Origin of the sequence: Bdellovibrio bacteriovorus, assembly GCF_041888015.1 — a bacterium.
Classification (GTDB): Bacteria; Bdellovibrionota; Bdellovibrionia; order Bdellovibrionales; family Bdellovibrionaceae; genus Bdellovibrio.
Genome location: NZ_CP168968.1, coordinates 3679956 through 3699388 on the forward strand (window position 1 = coordinate 3679956; position 19433 = coordinate 3699388).

General features: G+C 48.7%; 20 protein-coding genes. 12 read left to right on the plus strand and 8 right to left on the minus strand.

All coding sequences use genetic code 11. The annotated features are described in order from the left end of the window. Nucleotides 1-17 precede the first annotated feature (17 nt). Entirely contained in the window at nt 18-1952 is a 1935-nt protein-coding gene (locus tag ACES2G_RS17585) for a DUF4105 domain-containing protein (protein ID WP_374000895.1), read from the plus strand. 88 nt (nt 1953-2040) lie between these two features. After that, entirely contained in the window at nt 2041-2853 is an 813-nt protein-coding gene (locus tag ACES2G_RS17590; protein WP_374000896.1) for a hypothetical protein, read from the plus strand. Here ACES2G_RS17590 and ACES2G_RS17595 read toward each other — a convergent pair. After that, nucleotides 2850-3605 carry a hypothetical protein gene (locus ACES2G_RS17595; RefSeq protein WP_347355806.1) on the minus strand — a complete coding sequence of 252 codons (756 nt, stop codon included), beginning with the start codon at nt 3603-3605 and terminating at the stop codon, nt 2850-2852. The genes ACES2G_RS17590 and ACES2G_RS17595 overlap by 4 nt on opposite strands. A gap of 121 nt (nt 3606-3726) precedes the next feature. Between ACES2G_RS17595 and ACES2G_RS17600 the strand changes: the two genes are divergently transcribed. From ACES2G_RS17600 to ACES2G_RS17630, 7 genes are read left to right on the plus strand one after another with little or no spacing between them, the layout of a single operon-like run. Next, nucleotides 3727-4029 carry a hypothetical protein gene (locus tag ACES2G_RS17600; protein WP_347355804.1) on the plus strand — a complete coding sequence of 101 codons (303 nt, stop codon included), beginning with the start codon at nt 3727-3729 and terminating at the stop codon, nt 4027-4029. 14 nt (nt 4030-4043) lie between these two features. Then, nucleotides 4044-4469, plus strand: coding sequence for a nucleoside-diphosphate kinase (ndk, locus tag ACES2G_RS17605; RefSeq protein WP_374000897.1), 426 nt, complete (start codon nt 4044-4046; stop codon nt 4467-4469). Nucleotides 4470-4507: 38 nt separating this feature from the next. Further along, a complete protein-coding gene (locus ACES2G_RS17610) occupies nt 4508-5689 on the plus strand; it encodes a class I SAM-dependent RNA methyltransferase (RefSeq protein WP_374000898.1) in 1182 nt (393 codons plus the stop codon). A gap of 23 nt (nt 5690-5712) precedes the next feature. Beyond that, nucleotides 5713-6468: a tetratricopeptide repeat protein gene (locus tag ACES2G_RS17615; RefSeq protein WP_347355798.1), complete on the plus strand. Its 756-nt coding sequence runs from the start codon at nt 5713-5715 to the stop codon at nt 6466-6468. Next, nucleotides 6468-7547: a helix-turn-helix domain-containing protein gene (locus ACES2G_RS17620; protein WP_347355796.1), complete on the plus strand. Its 1080-nt coding sequence runs from the start codon at nt 6468-6470 to the stop codon at nt 7545-7547. The genes ACES2G_RS17615 and ACES2G_RS17620 overlap by 1 nt, the downstream gene beginning before the upstream one ends. 2 nt (nt 7548-7549) lie before the next feature. Further along, entirely contained in the window at nt 7550-8866 is a 1317-nt protein-coding gene (locus ACES2G_RS17625; RefSeq protein WP_347355795.1) for a glycosyltransferase family 39 protein, read from the plus strand. Beyond that, nucleotides 8863-10071, plus strand: a complete 1209-nt coding sequence (locus ACES2G_RS17630; protein WP_347355793.1) for a hypothetical protein — start codon at nt 8863-8865, stop codon at nt 10069-10071. The genes ACES2G_RS17625 and ACES2G_RS17630 overlap by 4 nt, the downstream gene beginning before the upstream one ends. Here the strand turns inward: ACES2G_RS17630 and ACES2G_RS17635 are convergent. After that, a complete protein-coding gene (locus ACES2G_RS17635) occupies nt 10068-10322 on the minus strand; it encodes a 2Fe-2S iron-sulfur cluster-binding protein (protein WP_347355791.1) in 255 nt (84 codons plus the stop codon). The genes ACES2G_RS17630 and ACES2G_RS17635 overlap by 4 nt on opposite strands. Before the next feature lie 126 nt (nt 10323-10448). Between ACES2G_RS17635 and ACES2G_RS17640 the strand changes: the two genes are divergently transcribed. Continuing rightward, nucleotides 10449-11066, plus strand: a complete 618-nt coding sequence (locus tag ACES2G_RS17640; RefSeq protein ID WP_347355789.1) for an exonuclease domain-containing protein — start codon at nt 10449-10451, stop codon at nt 11064-11066. Between the two features lie 30 nt (nt 11067-11096). On the opposite strand, the gene ACES2G_RS17645 is transcribed toward ACES2G_RS17640, so the two are convergent. From ACES2G_RS17645 to ACES2G_RS17655, 3 genes are all read right to left on the minus strand, one after another. Continuing rightward, nucleotides 11097-12719 carry an NAD+ synthase gene (locus tag ACES2G_RS17645; RefSeq protein ID WP_347355788.1) on the minus strand — a complete coding sequence of 541 codons (1623 nt, stop codon included), beginning with the start codon at nt 12717-12719 and terminating at the stop codon, nt 11097-11099. Next, entirely contained in the window at nt 12716-13069 is a 354-nt protein-coding gene (locus tag ACES2G_RS17650) for a DUF2203 domain-containing protein (RefSeq protein WP_347355971.1), read from the minus strand. The genes ACES2G_RS17645 and ACES2G_RS17650 overlap by 4 nt, the downstream gene beginning before the upstream one ends. Before the next feature lie 131 nt (nt 13070-13200). Then, nucleotides 13201-14019 carry a hypothetical protein gene (locus ACES2G_RS17655; RefSeq protein WP_374000899.1) on the minus strand — a complete coding sequence of 273 codons (819 nt, stop codon included), beginning with the start codon at nt 14017-14019 and terminating at the stop codon, nt 13201-13203. Between the two features lie 151 nt (nt 14020-14170). Here ACES2G_RS17655 and ACES2G_RS17660 point away from each other — a divergent pair, with 151 nt between their 5' ends. Next, nucleotides 14171-15421 carry a tetratricopeptide repeat protein gene (locus ACES2G_RS17660; protein WP_374000900.1) on the plus strand — a complete coding sequence of 417 codons (1251 nt, stop codon included), beginning with the start codon at nt 14171-14173 and terminating at the stop codon, nt 15419-15421. Here the strand turns inward: ACES2G_RS17660 and rimO are convergent. Together rimO and ACES2G_RS17670 are read right to left on the minus strand one after the other, a co-directional pair. Continuing rightward, complete coding sequence (rimO, locus tag ACES2G_RS17665) at nt 15418-16791, minus strand: 30S ribosomal protein S12 methylthiotransferase RimO (protein WP_347355782.1); 1374 nt, start codon at nt 16789-16791, stop codon at nt 15418-15420. The two genes, ACES2G_RS17660 and rimO, sit on opposite strands and share 4 nt — an antisense overlap. Beyond that, the gene (locus tag ACES2G_RS17670) at nt 16788-17441 is read right to left on the minus strand and encodes an outer membrane lipoprotein carrier protein LolA (RefSeq protein ID WP_347355780.1); all 654 of its coding nucleotides are present in this window, start codon (nt 17439-17441) and stop codon (nt 16788-16790) included. The genes rimO and ACES2G_RS17670 overlap by 4 nt, the downstream gene beginning before the upstream one ends. 741 nt (nt 17442-18182) lie before the next feature. On the opposite strand from ACES2G_RS17670, the gene ACES2G_RS17675 reads away from it, so the two are divergent. Further along, nucleotides 18183-18959, plus strand: coding sequence for a protein-glutamine glutaminase family protein (locus ACES2G_RS17675; RefSeq protein ID WP_347355778.1), 777 nt, complete (start codon nt 18183-18185; stop codon nt 18957-18959). A gap of 3 nt (nt 18960-18962) precedes the next feature. Here ACES2G_RS17675 and ACES2G_RS17680 read toward each other — a convergent pair whose 3' ends face one another. Beyond that, entirely contained in the window at nt 18963-19433 is a 471-nt protein-coding gene (locus ACES2G_RS17680) for a 23S rRNA (pseudouridine(1915)-N(3))-methyltransferase RlmH (protein WP_347355776.1), read from the minus strand.

Here is a 19433-nt window from a genome sequence, read left to right on the forward strand (position 1 = left end):
TTGCCAACGAGGGGCTTATGAAAAAAACCGGTTTTGTGATCGCCGCCATGCTGATGATGTCCTGCCATGCTCAGGCATTTCAGTACATTCTGAGCAAAGGCCCCTCTGATAAGGCCTTCCGCAAGAACGCCCAGATTCTTTTGCAACAAGCAGAAGACCTGCTGCCTGCTTCCATCAAACAATCCTTCAAAAAACCTGTGGAAGTCCGCTTTGAAAGTCTGAAGGAGCATGGTGATCATGCTTTAGGGAAACTGGCCTGGGGATCTATCCGCATTGATTTGAAAGCAGTTCCTGAGATCCTGCGTGGAGAAAAAAATGCCACCGCCACCCAGCGCACTCACAAAACATTCTATCGAGAGATCCTTGCCACTGTTGTTCATGAAACGATTCATGCCTATGACCGCCTGAATGAACATGACGCTGAAGAAGCCCGTATGATTCGCCAGTGTAAAGACGAGAAAGAGCGTGACAATAGCAGCCGCACCAGCCCCGAGTGCCGACCGTATGAAAACATGTACCGCAGTTATTCCCAAAATCCATATTTCACTATGATTGCCGGTTTCGTCGACAGTGATGAATCCTGGATGAAACATCGCAGTCCGGATATCTATGAGCTGACCAGTGCCTATGAATCGTTCCCTGTGAATATGGAATACTTCCTGATGGACCCGGATTATGCCTGCCGTCGTCCTTCCCTGTATCACCTGTTCAGAACGAAATTTAATCACACCCCATTCCCGAACAGCCGCTGTCAGGTGCCTTTGAACTACGTCATTCCGGATTTCAAAGGAAAAAACAGTCCGCTTCGCTCTATTGACCCAAGTCGCATTTACCAGATTCACTATCTTCTGGCGGGCGAAGGTGAGGCCATGATGAGCGGCTGGGGTCACTCCATGTTCCGCATCGTCATGTGCGCACCAGAAAGAAAATCTGTCGGACCGGATTGCCTGAAGGATCTGAACGATCACATCGTTCTTTCTTATCGCGCCTTCGTGAACAGCATTCAAATCAACACCCTGAAAGGTCTGACGGGGGACTATCCATCCCGCTTGTTCCTGGTACCGATGAATCAGGTGATCGAAGAATATACCAAAACAGAATTGCGTGATCTGCGCAGCATTCCGATGAACCTGACTCGCGATGAAATCCGCCAGTTCGTCATTCGCACGATCGAAACCCACTGGTCTTATGATGGCAGATACTACTTCACATCCAACAATTGCGCTGTGGAGTCTTTGAACCTGATGAAGGGCTCGATCTTCCGCCCAGGCCTGATTGATGTCAGCATCAAGACTCCGATGGGTCTGGAAAAAGAGCTATTGCGACTGAAGATTACTGACAACCGCATGTTCTCCAACCGACTTCAGGCCATCAACAACGGTTATCTCTTTGATTCATACCGAGATCGCTATGAAATGAGCTTCAATGTTCTGCGCCAGTCTTTGAATTTGGGACAGAAGGATTTCTTTGAATTCCTGAAGATGCCTGCCGCCCAACGCGCAAAGGCCTATGCCCGCATCAGTGCTCTGGATGGCAAAGCCCGCACAAAGTCAGCTGCCGCGATTGTTCTTCTGGAAAACGGAGCCCATCGCTTCCTGAAGGCCGACATCAAAGCCCAACTGACTGAACAGGTGATGGCGGAAGAAAAGAAAGCTGCAAAAAAAGGTATCACCACCCGACAAAAAGAAATTGTCACAGCCTTGACCGAAATCAGCGACATGTTCTCTCAGCCTGCGGCCTTCCTGAAGGGTGCTTCCGGTTACGGACTGCCGACTGAATACGACTGGGAACAGATTCAAAATGTATCTTCAACGAAGCAGACACAAGGAACGAACATTTATGATGAAGTGGAAAAGAATGTGGAAAGCCTGATCAGCTCTGTACAAATGAAAGAGATTGAAGCCATCAACGCCAATGTTCAGTTTGCATTGAAGTTCATGCGCTCTCTTTAAAATGTTCAGAGATTGAACACCCTGAGAAAATTTTATTCTGGGTTCAATGAGAACCCATTTAACCAGCGGGATATGATAAAACCTCCAAATGAGACACACAAAGCTTCTACTGACATTATGTGTTTTTCTTTCGACCCTGGCTGCAAGGGCCGGAAAATCACCTTTCAGCGATTCAGCTGATGGCTTTGCTCGTGGTCTGATGGTGGCCGTGGATACGCGCGACCATCAAGCCTGCGAAAGAACAAAAGACTATGTTCGCCTGCTGGTTCCATTTCTTACAGAGGATCTTTGCGCCCCAGACCGTCAAAATCCCTTCAGCGTTGTGGTAATGACTTTTGAAATCTCCGAGTGGGAATTTATGTCTGAGGTGGAGGTTTCTCGCAAAGCTCCCCGCTCTGTGCGTGACAGCAACGTCGGCTTTGTGCGCGGCGGACGTGCCGGTCTTTTGTTTCTGCTTCCGGCAGCCAGAGAAAGCGACCATAATATGCGCATGGCTTTAAAACGCAGCCAAGTCAGCGTCGCACAGGTTCGCCTGGCTGATCTGAATATTCTGAAAGACGTAAATTTCTCAAACATGTCCGTCCCCTTCCTGCTGATCCGCAAAAATGCCGACTCTGATGAAAGCGAGCGTGAAACCACAGAAAGAATGGTTCGACGGGTTCGCATCTCGCGCGCGCACTCAGCTTCCACACAAAAAGATGAGTCAGATGCCCTGTCGTCATTGAATATCCTGGATAATCTGAATATGTCGTCTTCGACGGATAGCCAGAACCGCTTTGAAATGGACTTCTTTATTCCCAAGGATCAATGCGCCGCCGGCAGATCCACCGAACGCTGCGAGAAGGAAACCGTGTGGTGGCTGCCTTCAGGAATTGGCTTCAGTCTTAAGATTATCTTTTAAAGATTGTAGGCGGGATCACTTCTGTAGTGAGCAAACGGATCGTATTCCGCCTGTCTCAGGAACTTCTTCTTGTTGTACTTCTGCCACTTTTCCACCATGGCAAAAGCATCATAGTCTATTCCACCATTCATAAGGTGATCACCCAAAGTGTTGGCTACGGGCTTTTCCGAGGTGGCTCTGCGGAATACCAAAACCGGCTTTCCAAATTCCTTTTGTTTGCGCAAATTCAGCGTGGGTGAATCCAGCACAAACTCAAACTTGGCCTGAAATATAATCGCCCTGGCTGTATGGCTGTGTTTCCCCTCGGGGAACGACTGTGCCAGCACCGAATCAAACATCAACTGACTGTCGATCTTTTTAAAAACTTCCTGATGATAAGCCCAGTCATCGGTGTCGGCGAACATCATCGCCGAATCCAGTTGATAACTTTGTGAATCCCGAAAGCCTCCGGACTTTGCACCGTCCTTCGGATAGGCAGAATCGGAAGGCGCAAAGTCATAGGTCTTAAACAAGGAAGATACTTTGGGATCTGTCTTCTCACCTTTGCCATGACTTTTAGAAGCCTTCTGAGCTTTGCCAAAACCACTATCAGAACGCACGGCCTTGGATGGCGGCGAAGAGTAGTGGACCTCCACCAACTCTGCAGGTGGAGGGTTGGTTCTTAGAATATCCGGAGCTACGATGACCACCAAGGCTCCCGCCAAGGCCGCATGTAAGAGTCCGGAAGTGAGCATCCATCGATTCAACCGCATAAAAATCACGCTATCGAATATCCCAGATCGAATATAGAGAAGAATGTGACCCCTGGCGGCAAATTCCCATTGACAGTGGCCAATCCGGGGCCGTATTTAAGGGCCTCCCAGGAGAGCTAACATGAAGAAATTATTGGTCTTTGCCCTATTGGCCAGCAGCACGGCCTTTGCCGGAAGAGTCGATGAAATCCAGATCATGACTACTGAAGATGTCGAGTTCACTTTGAATCTTTGGAATACACCAGGCCGCACTTACGAGATCACATATCAAAACTTCACCCAAGCTAGCGAAGGTCACGACCTGGCCGTAGAGACAAAATTGATTGTCACCAATGCCGGTCAAGGAAACCAAGAGTGGACATGTGTCACTCAATTCGTTAAAACTCCTAGGTTCTTCGAAATTACTAAAACAGTTTGTCATTAAAACAAGGAGACACCATGTCTATCGAACAAACATTCTCTATCATTAAACCAAATGCCATGAAGAAAAACGCTATCGGCGATATCGTGAGCATGTTTGAAGCGAACGGTTTGAAAATCGCTGCTGCGAAAATCACTGTTCTTTCCAAAGCTAAAGCTGAAGAATTCTACGCTGAACACAGCGCACGTCCTTTCTTCGGTGAGCTTGTTTCTTTCATGACTTCCGGTCCAGTTATGTTGATGTGTCTTCAAGGTGAAAACGCAGTTTTGAAAAACCGCGAAATCATGGGTGCTACTGATCCTAAAAAAGCTAACGCAGGAACAGTTCGCGCGAAATTCGGTGACAACGTTGGTGAAAACGCAGTTCACGGTTCTGACTCTGTAGAGTCTGCGGCTCGTGAATTGGCTTTGTTCTTCGAAAAACACGAGATCTGCAACGCCTAGTCGTTTCCAGATCCATATTTGAAATTGCGGTTGATATAATGTCTGCAAAATCAAACCAAAGGGGAGCGAAAGCTCCCCTTCTCGGTTCCAAGATCAAACTTAATATTGAAAAACTCGCCATTGGCGGTGCTGGAGTCGCTCGACACGAGGGCATGGTTGTCTTCGTTCCTCAAGCAGCGCCCAATGAAGAAGTTCTGGCCGAAATCACTTTGGCCAAAAAGAACTTTATGGAAGCCCGTATTGTGGAAGTCCTGACACCAGGCCCTTCCCGCCGGGAACCACCTTGTCCGGTGGCACACACATGCGGCGGCTGTAATTGGCAGCACCTCAATGAAGATGAACAGCGCAGGCAGAAAGAAGCCATCGTTTTTGAAACATTGAAAAAATTCAATCGCGACCTGGATTTCACCTATCTGCCTATCCAGCCAAGCCCGCGCGTTTTGCGCTATCGCAATCGCATTCAGCCCAAGTTTAAAAATAACCGCTTCGGATTCTTTGCCCGCAACTCACACCAAATTGTCGAAACCATGGACTGCCTGATCACCGAAGAGGCACTGACAACTCGTTTTGCCGAAGTGAAAAACTGGGCGGCCTCGAAGAATGCGAAAGATCTTCTGCGTATGGAGATGTATATCGCCGAGGAAGGCGATGTTCGCTATGGCCTGATCACAGATGACGATGACGGTATTGGTTTTTCCCAGGTGAATCGCTTCCAGAACGAGGATTTACTACGCACGGCTTTGGACTGGGCTGGAGATCATGCCTATAAAAAAGTGTTCGACCTCTATGCGGGCGCCGGGAACTTCACCTTCCCTTTAGCCCAAAAATACCCTGAGGCAGAAGTCATCGGCGTGGAGCTCAACCCCAAGCTGGTGGAAAGAGCCCGCTCCAAAATTCACGACAAGCGCATGACCTACTTCGGGTCCGATGTTGAATCCTATATGCGCCGGGCCTCCATCGCCAAAGAGGACCTGGTCCTTCTTGACCCTCCCCGCGCAGGCGCCAGCGAATACACCATGCAGACCCTGGCGGCAGCTCAGCCCCGAAAAATTATCTACATCAGTTGTCATCCGGTTTCTTTGGCTCGAGATCTTAACTGGTTCTTTGCGCATGCGCAGAAGTTGGGACTTTCCTACAAGCTTGACCGAGTGCAGGCCTTCGAGATGTTCCCACAGACGGATCACGTCGAAACTATTGCGGAACTCAGGGTTGACTCTTAAGCCTTGAGTGATACCTTTTTAGCATGCGTAAATGGATTCTCGCTCTATGTGCTCTTTCTCTGGTCGGTTGTGCCAGCAGCAGATCACAGGATAAAAAAAAGGCTGAACTTCATCTCCGTTTAGGAGCTGCTCACATCGAAAGTGGCAACTATCCTTTCGCCCTGCAGGAACTCCTTAAGGCTGCAGAGCTTGATCCCGAAAATCCAGCCATACAGAACAATCTGGGACAGGTCTATTTCTATCGCGAACGCTATGATCTGGCGGAAAAACATCTGCGTGAAGCCCTGAAAATGGAGCCTCGCTACTCGGATGCGCGAAACAACCTGGGACGCGTGCTCATCGAAGCCGGCAAATATCCCGAGGCGGAAAAAGAGATCCGCACCGTGATCAACGATCTGACTTACGGGAGCCCTGAAAAAGCCTACATCAATCTGGGGCTTTTAAAATTCAATCAAAAGGAATTCAAAGCCTCCCGTGATGCTTTTTCCAAGGTGATGCAAACGCAGACAGATGACTGCGTTGCCAACACCTACTACGGGCGCACGCTGTTTGAGGAAAAGGACTATGGTCGGGCTGCCGAGGCCCTGGATCGTGCGATCGGATTCTGTCAGAAAAGTCTGTACGACGAACCTCATTACTACAGTGCCCTGGCGTACTATCGTCTAGGGGACAAATCCAAGTCTGTCGCACGATTCGAGGAATTGATAAAATATTATCCCACCGGTACCTATCGCGACAAGGCCAAGGGAATGCTCAGTTTGATTCGAAAGGGACACTAATGAAAAAGACCGGCGAACTTCTAAAGAAAGCCCGCGAGGAAAAGGGCCTCTCTCTGCATGAAATTGGTCTTTCTTTAAAAATCAGCAGCAAAGTTTTAAAAGCCATCGAAGAGGGTGATGAAACCCAGCTTCCGGCAAAAACTTTCCTGCGCGGTTTTGTTCAGAGTTACGCAAACTTCCTGCACTTGGATGCCGACAAGATCCTGGAAGTTTTCTACGAAGAAATGGGTTCCACCAAACCAAAACCTTACATCCGTCCCACCGAAGACTCTAAGGGTGCTGCCCCGGCAACTGAAGAAGCCGCTGCTGGCACGGGAACTTCCGAATCCGCGCCAGCCCCTGAAGCCACCGTCACCCCTATTCGCAAAGCCACACCTCCGCCTGAAACCAGCTCGTCCCACGGGATGCAGTCTTTGCGCGAAAACAAGAACACCAAGACTTACGTTGTCATCGGACTGGGTATTGTTCTGGTGGGTCTGATTATTTTCACCAAGAAAATGATCGACAAGTATTCCAAAGAAGCTGAAGTGCCTAGTTCTGAAGTCGCACAAACCATGGAAGGCGCCACTCCGGTGATCGTGGATAATCCCATCGAGGGCACTTTGACTGAAGTAGAGCCAACTATAGCACCAAGTCCTCTTTCCAATCTGACAGCATCACCACAAGCCACCATCGCGGCTTCCGTACCAACACCCACTCCGTCGGCGACCCCTGCGGTAACAACTCCGGCAAAACCGACACCAACGCCAAGTCCAAGTCCGGCAGCGACTCCAACGCCGACGCCGACCCCGGTGGCCTCGCCGACGCCCACGCCAACACCCACTCCGACTCCAAAGCCAGAAGCTGGCAAGCCGGTTGAGTTGATCGTGGAAGCTCTGGACTCAGTTGAAATCGAATACTCGGCTCCTAATGGCAAACCACAGAAGATCCGCCTTTCTGCAGAACAGGTTCATACGTTCAAAAGCAAAAGCGGCCTGAAGATCAACTTCTCCAATGGTGGGGCGGTAAATCTGATTCTGAATGGAAAAGAGATCGGCATTCCGGGCGATCTGGGTAAACCTATTAAGTTGAGTTACTAAGCTTGAAAGAACTACTGCGTATCTGGTGGATCAGTCTTGCGGTCAAGCTTGTTTTGTCGGCCTTAATTCCCTTAAGTGCCGACGAAGCTTACTACTGGGTGTGGTCGCAACGTCCGCAGCTCAGCTACTTCGACCATCCCCCACTGGTGTCCTGGCTTTTTTATCTGGGACATTTTCTTGAGCCTTTCATGCACGCTGTGCGCTGGCCAGCAGTCTTCTTCGGCCATCTTCTGATTGGCGTCTGGATTCTGCTTTTAAAAGACAAGCTCCCCTGGGACAAAATTAAAATCTGGGTCTATCTGGTTTTATTCTCTCCCCTGCTGGGTTTTGGCTCGTTGATTGTGACGCCGGATCTGCCGGTTATGACATTCTGGTCACTGGCTTTGCTTTTGACCGTTCATGCTCTTGAAAAGAAAGATCTTGGCAGCTATGTAGGGCTGGGCGTCGCCCTGGGCCTTGGCTTTTGCGCCAAATATCACATTGTTCTTTTCGTTCCCTGTCTGCTGGCTTACCTGACCTTTGAAAAGCGCTGGAAAGATGTGCGTCCTACAGGGGTTCTTCTGACTCTGGTTGCGGGTTTAATTTTCTCGTCACCAGTCATTATTTGGAATGCGCAAAACGGATTTGCTTCGTTCGAGTTTCAAATCAAGCATGGCCTGGAAAAAACCTCCTACAATCCCGAATGGACTCTTTCCTATGTTCTGGGTCAGATCTTAATCTTGTTCCCACTGGTGTTCTGGGCCGCTCTTCGTGCGAAAGTTCCCAAGAACTTGCGCTGGATTCATTATTTCGGCTGGGGTCCTTTGCTTTTCTTCTTCCTGACATCCTTCCGCGCCCTCGTGGAAGCCAACTGGCCGATCATTGCTTATCCCGCAGTTTTGGCGGCAGCCTTGTTCCATCCGAAAATTCAAAAGTGGACCAGAGCCTATGTCATCTTCTGGGGACTGATTATTGTTCTGGTTATTTCAACACTCTTCACACCGTCCTTGCGCAAGTTAAGTGACAAAGTTGAAGAGCCCTATGTTTTCCAAGAACTGAGTTCACTGGCCCATGAATACAGCCCTCTTTACGCCAGCAGCTATCAAATGGCGTCGTCCTTGTGGTACTTCAGCAAGGTTCCCGTGTTTAAGCTAAAAGACATCAGCCGCTTTGATTTCTTTGACACCCTTCCGGAAGCACAACCGCAAAGAAATGTCTTTTATTTGGTGAAGCGCAAGACAAATGGTTTACCTCAGTGGATTTCCGAACAACAATGGCAGATGAAAGAGATCAAAACGATTTCTCCTGACTTTGTAGTTTTGGAATTCACAAGACCATGAAAGTAATTGCGACCCTTTCTTTTCTGCTGGTGACTTTTTGCCTGTACGGATTTTATCTGAATCAGTACGACTTCGCTGTGGTTCCCCAGCAAATCAGCTCAGAGCATTCCCGCAGTTTGTACGACTATAAAGGCGTGATGAATGTTCATACGGATTTATCCAGCGGCTCGGCACCGGCAAGCTTTGTTATCACTTCGGCCAAGCTGGCGAATCTGGATTTCGTTTTTTTCACTGACTACAATATCTTCAATGTGCCCACGACATTTGAATCCTATCATGGAAATCTGCTGGTATTTAATGCCGGGAAGTACAGCTATCTGGATTCCCGCCTGATTTATTATTCTTTGAATCAGGAAAGCATTGGAAGCAATCTCGGGGATGCACAGGTAAAATTGTCAGATCTTCTGTCGCAGAAAACCGGCGCCAGCAAAGACACACTGACCATTCTGGCTCATCCCTACAAAGCAGGCTTTTCCTGGTCGGGCGAAATCCCTTCCGGCCTTGATGGCTTTGAACTGGTAAATCTGAAAAGTCTCATCAACCGCGCCTGGGAAGAATCCAAAATCTCCACCATCTGGAGCTTGATGATCTATCCCTTCAATCCCCGCTTGGCCTTTGTTCGTCTTTACACCGAGCCCACAGATGAAATTGCGCTGCTAGATAAACTGAGTCAGCAGCGCAAGATTGTTATTTATGGAGGCACCGAAGCCTCTGCTCGCGTGATTCCTTTGGCTAATTATTTTATCCGCTTCCCGAGCTATAAAAGATCCTTTGATTTTATGAGCAACCACGTTGTCCTGAAGTCAGAACTTACGGGCAGCTTTAACAGTGATCGCCTGAAGATTTTCAATGCTCTAAAAAATGGAAACTTCTATATTGCGCTGGATACGCTGGGCGACCCCAAAGGATTCTCGGCAACAATTGAGGAAGAAAATAAGTCCCACATGATGGGCTCTGAAGTGAAGCTTTCCAAAAACATGACACTGAAAGTGTCTTTGCCTTCCAAGCCTCAGGAATTTTTTGAAATCATGATTATCAAAGACGGTGAAGTTCAGCTGCGTGTGAATGAGCCTGAAACCGTCTACGAGATCAAATCCTCAGGTACTTATCGCGTACAAGTCCGGGTCAGCCCCATGCTGCCTATTCCTGACGCCAAAAAATGGATCACCTGGATCTATACCAATCCATTCTTCGTAAAGCCTTAATCGTCAGCCAACGGAACTTCCACCACCAGGCCATCCACAGGTTCGATCTGACAAGCCAGACGTTCTGATTCCTGAAATGCCCGGTCTTCGGCCATTTCAGCTTCTATTTCATTCCTAGGACCTAACTTTTCCAGTCCCTGAGTGACAAAAACACGACAGGTTCCACAAGTTCCATTGCCACCGCAGGTGTGATTCAGAGGTACTTTCACACGCAGAGCCACGTCCAAGACTGACTGGTCTTTTTGACTCACTGGGACATCTCTCTTCCCCGGCAAAAAGCTTATAAATTTTCCAAACTTAGATGACACAGGCAGGAACTCCTTCATCGGGTCACTCTTTAGTTGAAACACCCCTCTCCATTTTGTATCAATGTTTTTATGAGATTCATAGCTTTTGACTTAGAGACCACTGGTACTGTTCCCGGCGTAGATCAAATCGTTGAAATTGGTGCCGTTCGTTTTATCGACGGCCAACCCGAAGCGATCTTTGCCACACTTATTGACCCTCTTCGCCCTATCCCACCGGGCGCTTCAGCGGTGAACGGTATTTCCGATGATATGGTTAAAGGCAAACCTCTGATCGACACCATTTTGCCTTCCTTTGCAGAGTTCTGTGGTGATGATGTGTTGGTAGCCCACAATGCTCCCTTTGACTCTCAATTCCTGATTGCGGATATCAAGAAGCATGAAACTGCTGCTCCCAAAGGGGTGATTCTGGACAGCTTGCCAATCGCAAGAAAAGTCTTCCCAGGTCTTCCGAACTACAAACTGGGAACGCTGGTTCAGCATTTAAAAATCCCAACATCCAACTTCCACAGAGCGGAAGAAGATGCGACTTATCTGGGCCACATGTTCAGCCAGATGATGAAAAGAATTTCTATCGGCGGACAGGCACCTCAGATCGGCAACCTGATTGCCCTGACTGGAAAACCAGAGCTGCGCTTCCCGCAGATCATACGCCAACCAAAACAAATGGATTTCTTCGGAGGTCTATAAAAAAGCCCCTGAAAAGGGGCTTTTTGCTTTTTAAAGCTCGTAAGCTCTGTGAGCCAATGGATAACGACGTCCCCGGCCAAATGAGTGACCAGAGACTTTCAATACCGGAGGCGCCTGCCAGCGCTTAAACTCCGTACGCATAAGAATCGGCAACAGCCACTTGTCCGTCGCTGACTGCGCCACGCCTGATTTTTCAACCAGATAGACAACAGACTTATCAAGCTCGTCGTACTCCGGCAAAGAATCCTGATCCTTTTGGTTTGGACGAAGTTCCGCCGAAGGTGCACGATCAATAATTTCCTGCGGAATCACTTCACCTTGTTGGTTGTAATATCTTGCCAGCTGATACACTTGTGCCTTGGTGAGATCTCCAATAGGCGCCAAACCACCGCACATATCCCCATACAAAGTTGAATAGCCTGATGCATACTCACTCTTGTTGCTCGTGGTAAGAAGCATGCTGTTTTCTTTATTGGCCCAAGCCATCAAAGACATACCACGCAGACGTGCCTGCAAGTTTTCATTTACCAGACTGAACCCCTTCAGCTCCAGACCGTCAGTCAAACTTGCCACTGCAGATTCATACATTTTGCTGATATCGACAGTTTTAAAATCCACGCCCAAATTCTTTGCCAGATCGCGCGCCAGTGTCAGGCTTTCTGGTGCATTAAACGGCCCCGGGAGGCCCACGCCTGTGACATTGGCAGGCCCCAATGCATCCACAGCCAGAGCTGCCACAACCGCAGAATCTATGCCGCCGCTTAAGCCCAGATGAACCTTTTTAAGACCGGTCTTGTCACAGAAGTCACGAATACCCAGAACCAAAGCCTGACGAAGTTCTTCCACAGGCTGAAGCTTGGCTGTCTTGTTCCACACTTCCATCGTATCGATATCTATCACATTGATGTCTTCGGTGAACGGCCGACAGGTCAGAAGTTTTTTGCCTTTTTTATCCAGCACAAAGCTTGCGCCGTCGAAGATGATTTCATCTTGAGCGCCCACCAAATTGACGTACATGATCGGCGCATTGAAATACGCCGCCGTTTTTTGAGTGACGTATTCTCTTTGCTTCATCTTACCCACAAAGTAAGGCGACGCACTGAGATTAATCACCATATCAATTTTTTGTTTCTTCACTTTCGCCAGCGGGTTTTCGCGATAGGGAGAATGCCCCTTTGCATCCGGCCAGGCCCAGATATCTTCACAGATTGTCAGGAAGAACTTCTTCCCTTTCCATTTGAAATAATTCTTGGAAAAATCACCGGGCTCAATGAAGCGGGCTTCATCAAAGACATCGCCTGTTGGCAAAAGCTGCTTGTGGAAAAACTGTGGTTTTTTGCCCTTGGCAATCAAAGCAGCACTATTGAAATAAGGGCGGCCTTTTTTGTGCGGATTCTTTGTGATCAAGCCCATGATCACGCCAATATCTTTCGGAAGTCTTTTGATAAGATCTTTGAATTCGGCCTCCTGTTTCGCCACCAGCTTGGAACGCTCTAAAAGATCAAAGGGATGATAACCAAATAAAGTGCACTCAGGGAACACCACAAGTTCACACTTGCGCTGAACGGCCTGGTTTACAAAATCGATAATTTTTTCTTTATTGAGCTTAAAGTCAGCTAGGACCGGATTAATTTGGGCAACTGCGATTCTCATTCAATCGTTATACGCCCAGAAAAGCCATCTTGGTAGCCATGCCAGTGATTAATTTCAACTTCTGGATACTTCCAGCAGTAGTAGCCTTCACCATTGTCAAAATCAGCCATCCAGAGGCCCTTGGGCTCACCACCCAGCTTTTCGATCTTGATTTGCCAGCGGTCAATAATGGCATTGATGTCGCCTTCAATAACAGCCACAGAAGGATGGGACTTGTCAGAAAAAGCCTCAATACGGTTCAAGTGAAGCTTCACCTCGCGGGCAGATTCTTCCGTCATACGATAGATGATAGGGAGCAATCGGCGCGCCTCTTCCAAGTTGAATGTTTTGCTGCGATTGATCTCAATCACATTTTCCAATGAATCCCCCATCAATGAACTGATGAAGGGTGTATCCTTTAAACACTGGAGGGTTTCAAGAAATTAACGCCATGACAGATAACTTAAGAATTTCTATGAAGAATTTCTAAACGCGACGCAGACTATTTTTCAAAACTTTTCGACATTTGCAATGCCTGTCCACCCACGAGCAGAACAAGGGCGATAATAATGGCGGCAATAAAGATGATCCTTATAAAATTTCCAATAGTGAAGGGCTCTTCTTCGCGCTCAAAGTTCTGAACCGGAGGTGGTTTTACAGCCAACTTTTTTACCGGAGGCTTGATACTTTCACCAGTGACCATGGTCGCACGGCCTTCTCCGTTAGCGACTTTTTCCAAACGCTTACGTTCCATATCGGTCATTCCCGAAATTGCCACGGAACGTTTTTTCATCCCGCCGCTGCCATAGTTGGCCCCGTTGCTTCCTCTGAAGAAGCCGCCACTGCCACCACCATCCAAGGCGATCTCTACCACCCGGCCCTGGGCCGCGCCACCGGATTCCACCCCGCTGGAAGGACGACGGTTGCGATTCATAAAGCGACTGCCACCCCGGGAGGCAGAGCCTGCATAGGTCGATCCCGATGAAGACCCACCTCCACCGCCAGAGCCTCCGTCGCCGTTGGCTCCACTCTTAGATCCACCCTTGTCTCGGTCCGATGAAGATCCGCCGCCGCCGCCAGCATTGCCTCTGGGAGGTCTCCCCCCAGCCAGTGTTCCCGGCTGGAAGCGGGCATTGCATCCCTCATCCGCGACAGCCGTGTCTTCACCGCCGATGGCCGGCAGCTCTCCCATTTCCAATAAACATTGCACGTATTTCCCCATGTAGTTATCCAAAAAGGCCTGCATGGGTTTGATAATCTGAGACGTAAGACCAATAACAATAGCCACAGTGATCACGAGTATTAAGGTGTACTCGATCACGGCCTGACCCCGATTGTTGGGTAGTCCAGATGTAAATTGAGATTTCTTCACTCGTAAGAGCATTTAGGTCATAATACAGCATATGCCGAATGGACTGAATTTCAATCGACCTATATTTACTGCGTTCTTGGCTTTTGTCTCATTATTGGTCATGACTCCCCAGAGGAGCCAGGCCGCAGAACCGACCAAGGACGAGTTCTCTCTTTTTGAAGAGGACCTTAACGACAAACCGGCTCCAACTCCGGCCCCCGCCGTGACAAAGCCTACTGCCCCGACAGTGACTTCGCCCAAGGTTGAGAAGCCTCACGTGATGGCTCCGGCGGCTCCGGCTGCTCCAGCAAAGTCTGCCCTTGAAACTCCGAAAGTGGCTGCCCCAGCGCCTCCGGCAACTCCGACGGCACCCGCTGTGATCACTGCCCCTGCTGGGGAAACTGCCGAGCAGAAAATCGAAAGACTAAAAGCTGAAATTCGCAAAAGCCCGAAGAACGCAGGCCTGATTGTCGATCTGGCAGATGAGCTTTATAAAAAAGAAGAATACGAAAAGGTCACTCTGTTATTGTGGAAACACATCGATAAGCTGGATCGTCGCGGCCTTCTGATCCTGGCCAAAGCCCACGAAAAACGCAAAGAGCCCGGCGAAATGATCCGCGCCTTAAATGTGGCGATCGGAAAAGATGAAAAGGACTATGAAGCTCATAGCCTGATGGGAAATGCCTTTGTCCTGCAAAAGAAAACCCGTGATGCCATGGAAAGCTACAAGCGCGCTATTGAGCTGAATGCCAAGTATGAACCGGCTTACGATGGCTTGGTGGGTTTGTATGAAAATCGGGATGTGCCAAACTTGTACGAGCTTCGCATTTTATTCCAGGATATGGTTCAAAGCATCGGTCCACGTCCGCAGTATCTGCGCAAACTGTGCGAAATCAACACCATGGATGGCACCTATGAGCCCGCCGTCCAATCCTGCAAAGAAGCCATTCAGAAGGACCCCAAAACCGCCGACGCCTATGTCTATCTGGGTATCGCCTATAAAGAGCTGGGACAAGATGCGACGGCAATCAAAACGCTGAAGAAGGCTGCTAGCAACTTCCCAGCCTCTGAGCTGGCACAGTTCAATTATGGACGGCTGCTGGAAGATCAAAAGAACTACGTTGAAGCCATGAAGGTTTATAAAGCCGGAACAGAAGCCAATGCGAAGGCCGGTCGTTCGTGGTTGGGATTGGCAACGACCTCTTTTGAGCTTCGCAAGTATGACATTTCACTGTTGGCTTATAAGAATGCCTGCAAGTATGACAAAAAAAATGCCGTGGCCTTTAGAAGAGCCACGACAGTTTTAAGAAACGCCAAGAACAGCAAATGGACCGACCAGTTTGAGGTCGCATCCGACAACTGTACTTTCTAGTTTTCGCTTACGATCTCGCCAATGAGGTCGTATTCCATATTGTCGGTGATGTGAACTTTGACCATGTCACCGACCTGAGCCTGACCATCATTGATCAGAACCACACCGTCGATATCCGGCGCCTGACCCCAGAAACGGCCCTGTAATAGCAAATCTGTTTCCTCAGAGAAGCCTTCCACGATCACTTCCAAAGTTTTACCCACAAAGTCGCTGTGCTTTTCGCGGGAAATGTTCTGCTGAACTTCCATCAAAGCATCATGGCGGAATTGTTTTGTCTCTTCATCAATTTGGTTATCCATACGGCCGCCTGGAGTGTTTTCTTCAGGGGAGTATTTGAAGCAACCCACACGGTCGAACTGCTGTTCGGCCACGAAGTTCAAAAGCTCTTCGAACTGTTCTTGAGTTTCACCAGGGAAACCCACGATGAACTGAGTGCGGATCACAGCTTCAGGCAAGTGCTCACGAATGTTCATCAATGCGGTTTCAATTTCATCGCGAGTCATCTTGCGGTTCATGCTTTTTAGAACCGCATCGTTGACGTGCTGAAGAGGCATGTCGAAGTACTTCACGATCTTTGTGCTGTTCTTGATAACTTGAACCATCTCTTGAGTGATTCCATCTGGATACAAGTACATCAAACGAATCCACTGCAAACCTTCAACTTGATCCAAGGCTTTCAAAAGCTCAACAGGGCTTTCTTTGCGAGTTGGATCTTTACGACGGATATCAAAGCCGTAATCAGTGAAGTCATGGCTGATGATGATCAGCTCTTTCACACCGCCAGCAACAAGCAATCTTGCTTCCGCAACGATCGCGTCGATGGAACGGGACTGAAGGTTTCCACGGATCAAGGGGATCGCGCAGAATGCACAACGCTTCATGCAGCCTTCAGAAATTTTCAAATAAGCACGGTGACCCGGCTGGGAGTTCACACGCGGAGTCGCTTCTTCCTGCAGATAAGTTGGCAGATTGAAGAAGGTCTTCTGAGTGTCGCCACCTTCAGATTTTTTCAGGATCTTGGCGATATTCTGGAACTCCCCAGAGCCCACGAACAAATCCGCCTCTGGCAAACCTTCCACCAATTCGTCTTTATAACGCTGGGTCAGGCAACCCGCGACAACGACTTTTTTGATTTTACCTTCTTGCTTGAGGTCGCTCATATCCAGAATGCGTTGGATGGATTCTTTCTTGGAATCCTCGATGAAACCGCAAGTATTCACGATCACGGTGTCTGCATTTTCCGCATCGCCCACAACCTCATAACCGTCCTTCATCAAAGTACCGGCCATGATTTCACTATCCACAAGATTCTTTGGGCAGCCCAAAGAGATGAAATGAACTTTATTGTTTTGAGTGGTTTCTTGTTTCATAGGTCCGTTACCTGCGCATCTTTTGGCGGTTGATATTTGAACAGTTTCTTATTTTCTTTTTTAAGGAATTCAATCTTTGTGAAGTTCATCGTCGTCTGATTTCCGATATCATCCAGATAGGAAACTGACTTCAACGTGTTGTCTTTGGACTTCACCACCAGCTTCATCGACTTCACTGTCAGATCCCCACCCTGAACGGGCTCAACTTGCAGATGAATCAATTCGCCGTCTTTCTTTTCACTGACAACCTTGAAGGTCTTCGCCAGATCCTCGCCCAGTAGTGATGAAATCAGAATGTGGGAGCGGGTTTTCTTATCCACTTTTCCCTTGGCCACCTGAACTGGGCCACCAAATTCTTTGGGCGGCGTCTGAACACTCCAGATCGTGGAACCGTCGAATACTAAAAGCGTTTCTTCCGGCGTGGTGTTTTCCCAGCGGAACTTACCATTGGCCAGATAGATTTTGCCTTCGTATTTGGTTTCTTTGCCAAGTAGTTCGGATTTCACAACCTTTTCCACACTCATTTCCACAAGTTTGGAGGTGCGATATTTTTTGCCGACTTTTTGCAGGGTCTCGTTACTCGCGGTCGCGGCAACAGACAGCCAGGAGAAAAGGACAGTGAATAGCAGAGCTAAAGAGTTTCTAAGCATTCGGGTTTTATAGCAGATCCGTGGACGCTCCGCAAGAGAGGCTCCTCTCAGCTAAGACCCAAACTTCAAAGTGAGGGGGCCTTCCAAGAGCCCGCTCCGCAGCACGCGCTGTAGAGCCCGTAGTAACGATATCATCGACAAAAATCCAGAGGACCTCTGACCAGTCATCAGGCATGACTGTATTTTTTTCAACCAGCTCCATCTCTATCAGGGCCCGATCCCCTCGGGAGGCCCCTCTCTGGGAGGTCTGCGAAACCTTCCTTAGGCAGGGGCAGAATTCAGCCCCACAATAGCGCGCCAGCGCTTGAGCAAACAAGAAGGCATGATCCGGGCCGCCCGTTTTTGAAGGCGCCGGAACCAGACGCAATCGACGTCCCTTCGGCAGTGTCGGCACATACTTTTGAGCAAAGCTTGCAGCATAGAAGTCCCAAGCACCCTGCGATCTGGTCCCTTTCAAGTTCAGAATTAGACTTGAAAGCAAATCACTTTCCCCGGACCTCCAGCGAAATAAAGAGCGCCAAGGCCGTCCTCCCACTGCCCCCGCTGGAGTTCGATACCGCTGCAGAGTCTGCTGGCAAGGCACACAAAGCTGCCCTTCCGTTGTTTGCAATGATCCGCAATGCAGACAGACGGCAAGGCCGGATCGTATTAGTTTCATTAAATCTCTCATTCTTGTGCGTCACTGCAAAATCTTTGACAGCCTATCCCCCCAAGCCTAAAAACATAGCAAGTGAGGGGAATATGAAATCGCTTTTCATCTTGTTGATGGCTTTGACGGCATCTACGACGGCTTTGGCAGGTCTTTCACCTGTTCGCCATTCTAATGAAACTTATGAAGCGGCCAGCAAGCGCAGTCGCATGAGTCATTCCTATGAAGCCTCTCAGGACTTCCTAGGTCGCACGACTCCTGAAAAAGCCAAGAAGCCAATGGCTGAATTGAATCTTCAGGAAATTCCGGACGTCGGTTCTTATGCCGATCTTGAACGCGAGTTCAAATACGTTCGCGACACGCGCTTTATCACCGATGTCACTCCCTTCGCACGTCGTCTGACTTGGATGTATCCAGATGATGGCTGCTATGCCCGCGCCGAAATGGCTTCCATCGCTTTAGTGGATCACCACTTCACGGCTCCCAAGAAAATTTTTGTCTTCGGCAGCCTGAAAGCTCTGACAAAGAACTCCCCTTATGGTTCGGTGCAATGGTGGTATCACGTAGCCGTGACTTATCGTGTGGGTGCGGAAGCTTATGTTTTCGATCCATCCATTGAGCCGACAAAACCTTTGACGCTGAAAGAGTGGAATAAAGCTGTCGGCGGTGAGAACTCTTATGTGAAGTATGCCATCTGCTCTAACAAGACTTACGATCCGGGTTCTGACTGCGTGGCTCCCCGTGGTTTGCCCTTGGATGAAGCAGTGAGTGAACAAAAAAGCTTCCTGAGTTCTGAGTGGTCCCGACTGGTGGATTTACACAGGAATCCGGAAAAAGAGCTGGGGAATGAACCCCCTTGGCTGAATTAGTTTTTAGATATTGTGATACGGAATTTTTTTGATAATTGTGAACGCCCGATAGATTTGCTCTAAACTCATCGCTTGGGCCATTAAGTGATTCATCACCATCGGCGACAAAGCCACCTTCAGGTCCGCTCTTTTGCGGACCTCTTCGTTCACCCCAAATGCACCGCCAATAATGAAAATAGCGCGCTTCTTGGAGCTTCCCAGAATGTTTTCAACTTTTTTTGAAAATTGGATGGAATCCAGAACTGAACCCCGCTCGTCAAAAAGAACCACATAATCGTCGGGGTTGATATTTTTAAGAATAAGATCGGATTCTTCGTTGCGCTTGAAGTCCGCATCTTCACGCGCAGACTTCTTGGCTTTCAAAGACTGAATATCGAATGGAATAAAGAAGGAGATCTTCTTCTTGTACAACTCGCTGACCTCGTCTGCCCAGGCTTCCTTGGCCGTGGCAAGATTGTACAAGATAAATTTCAT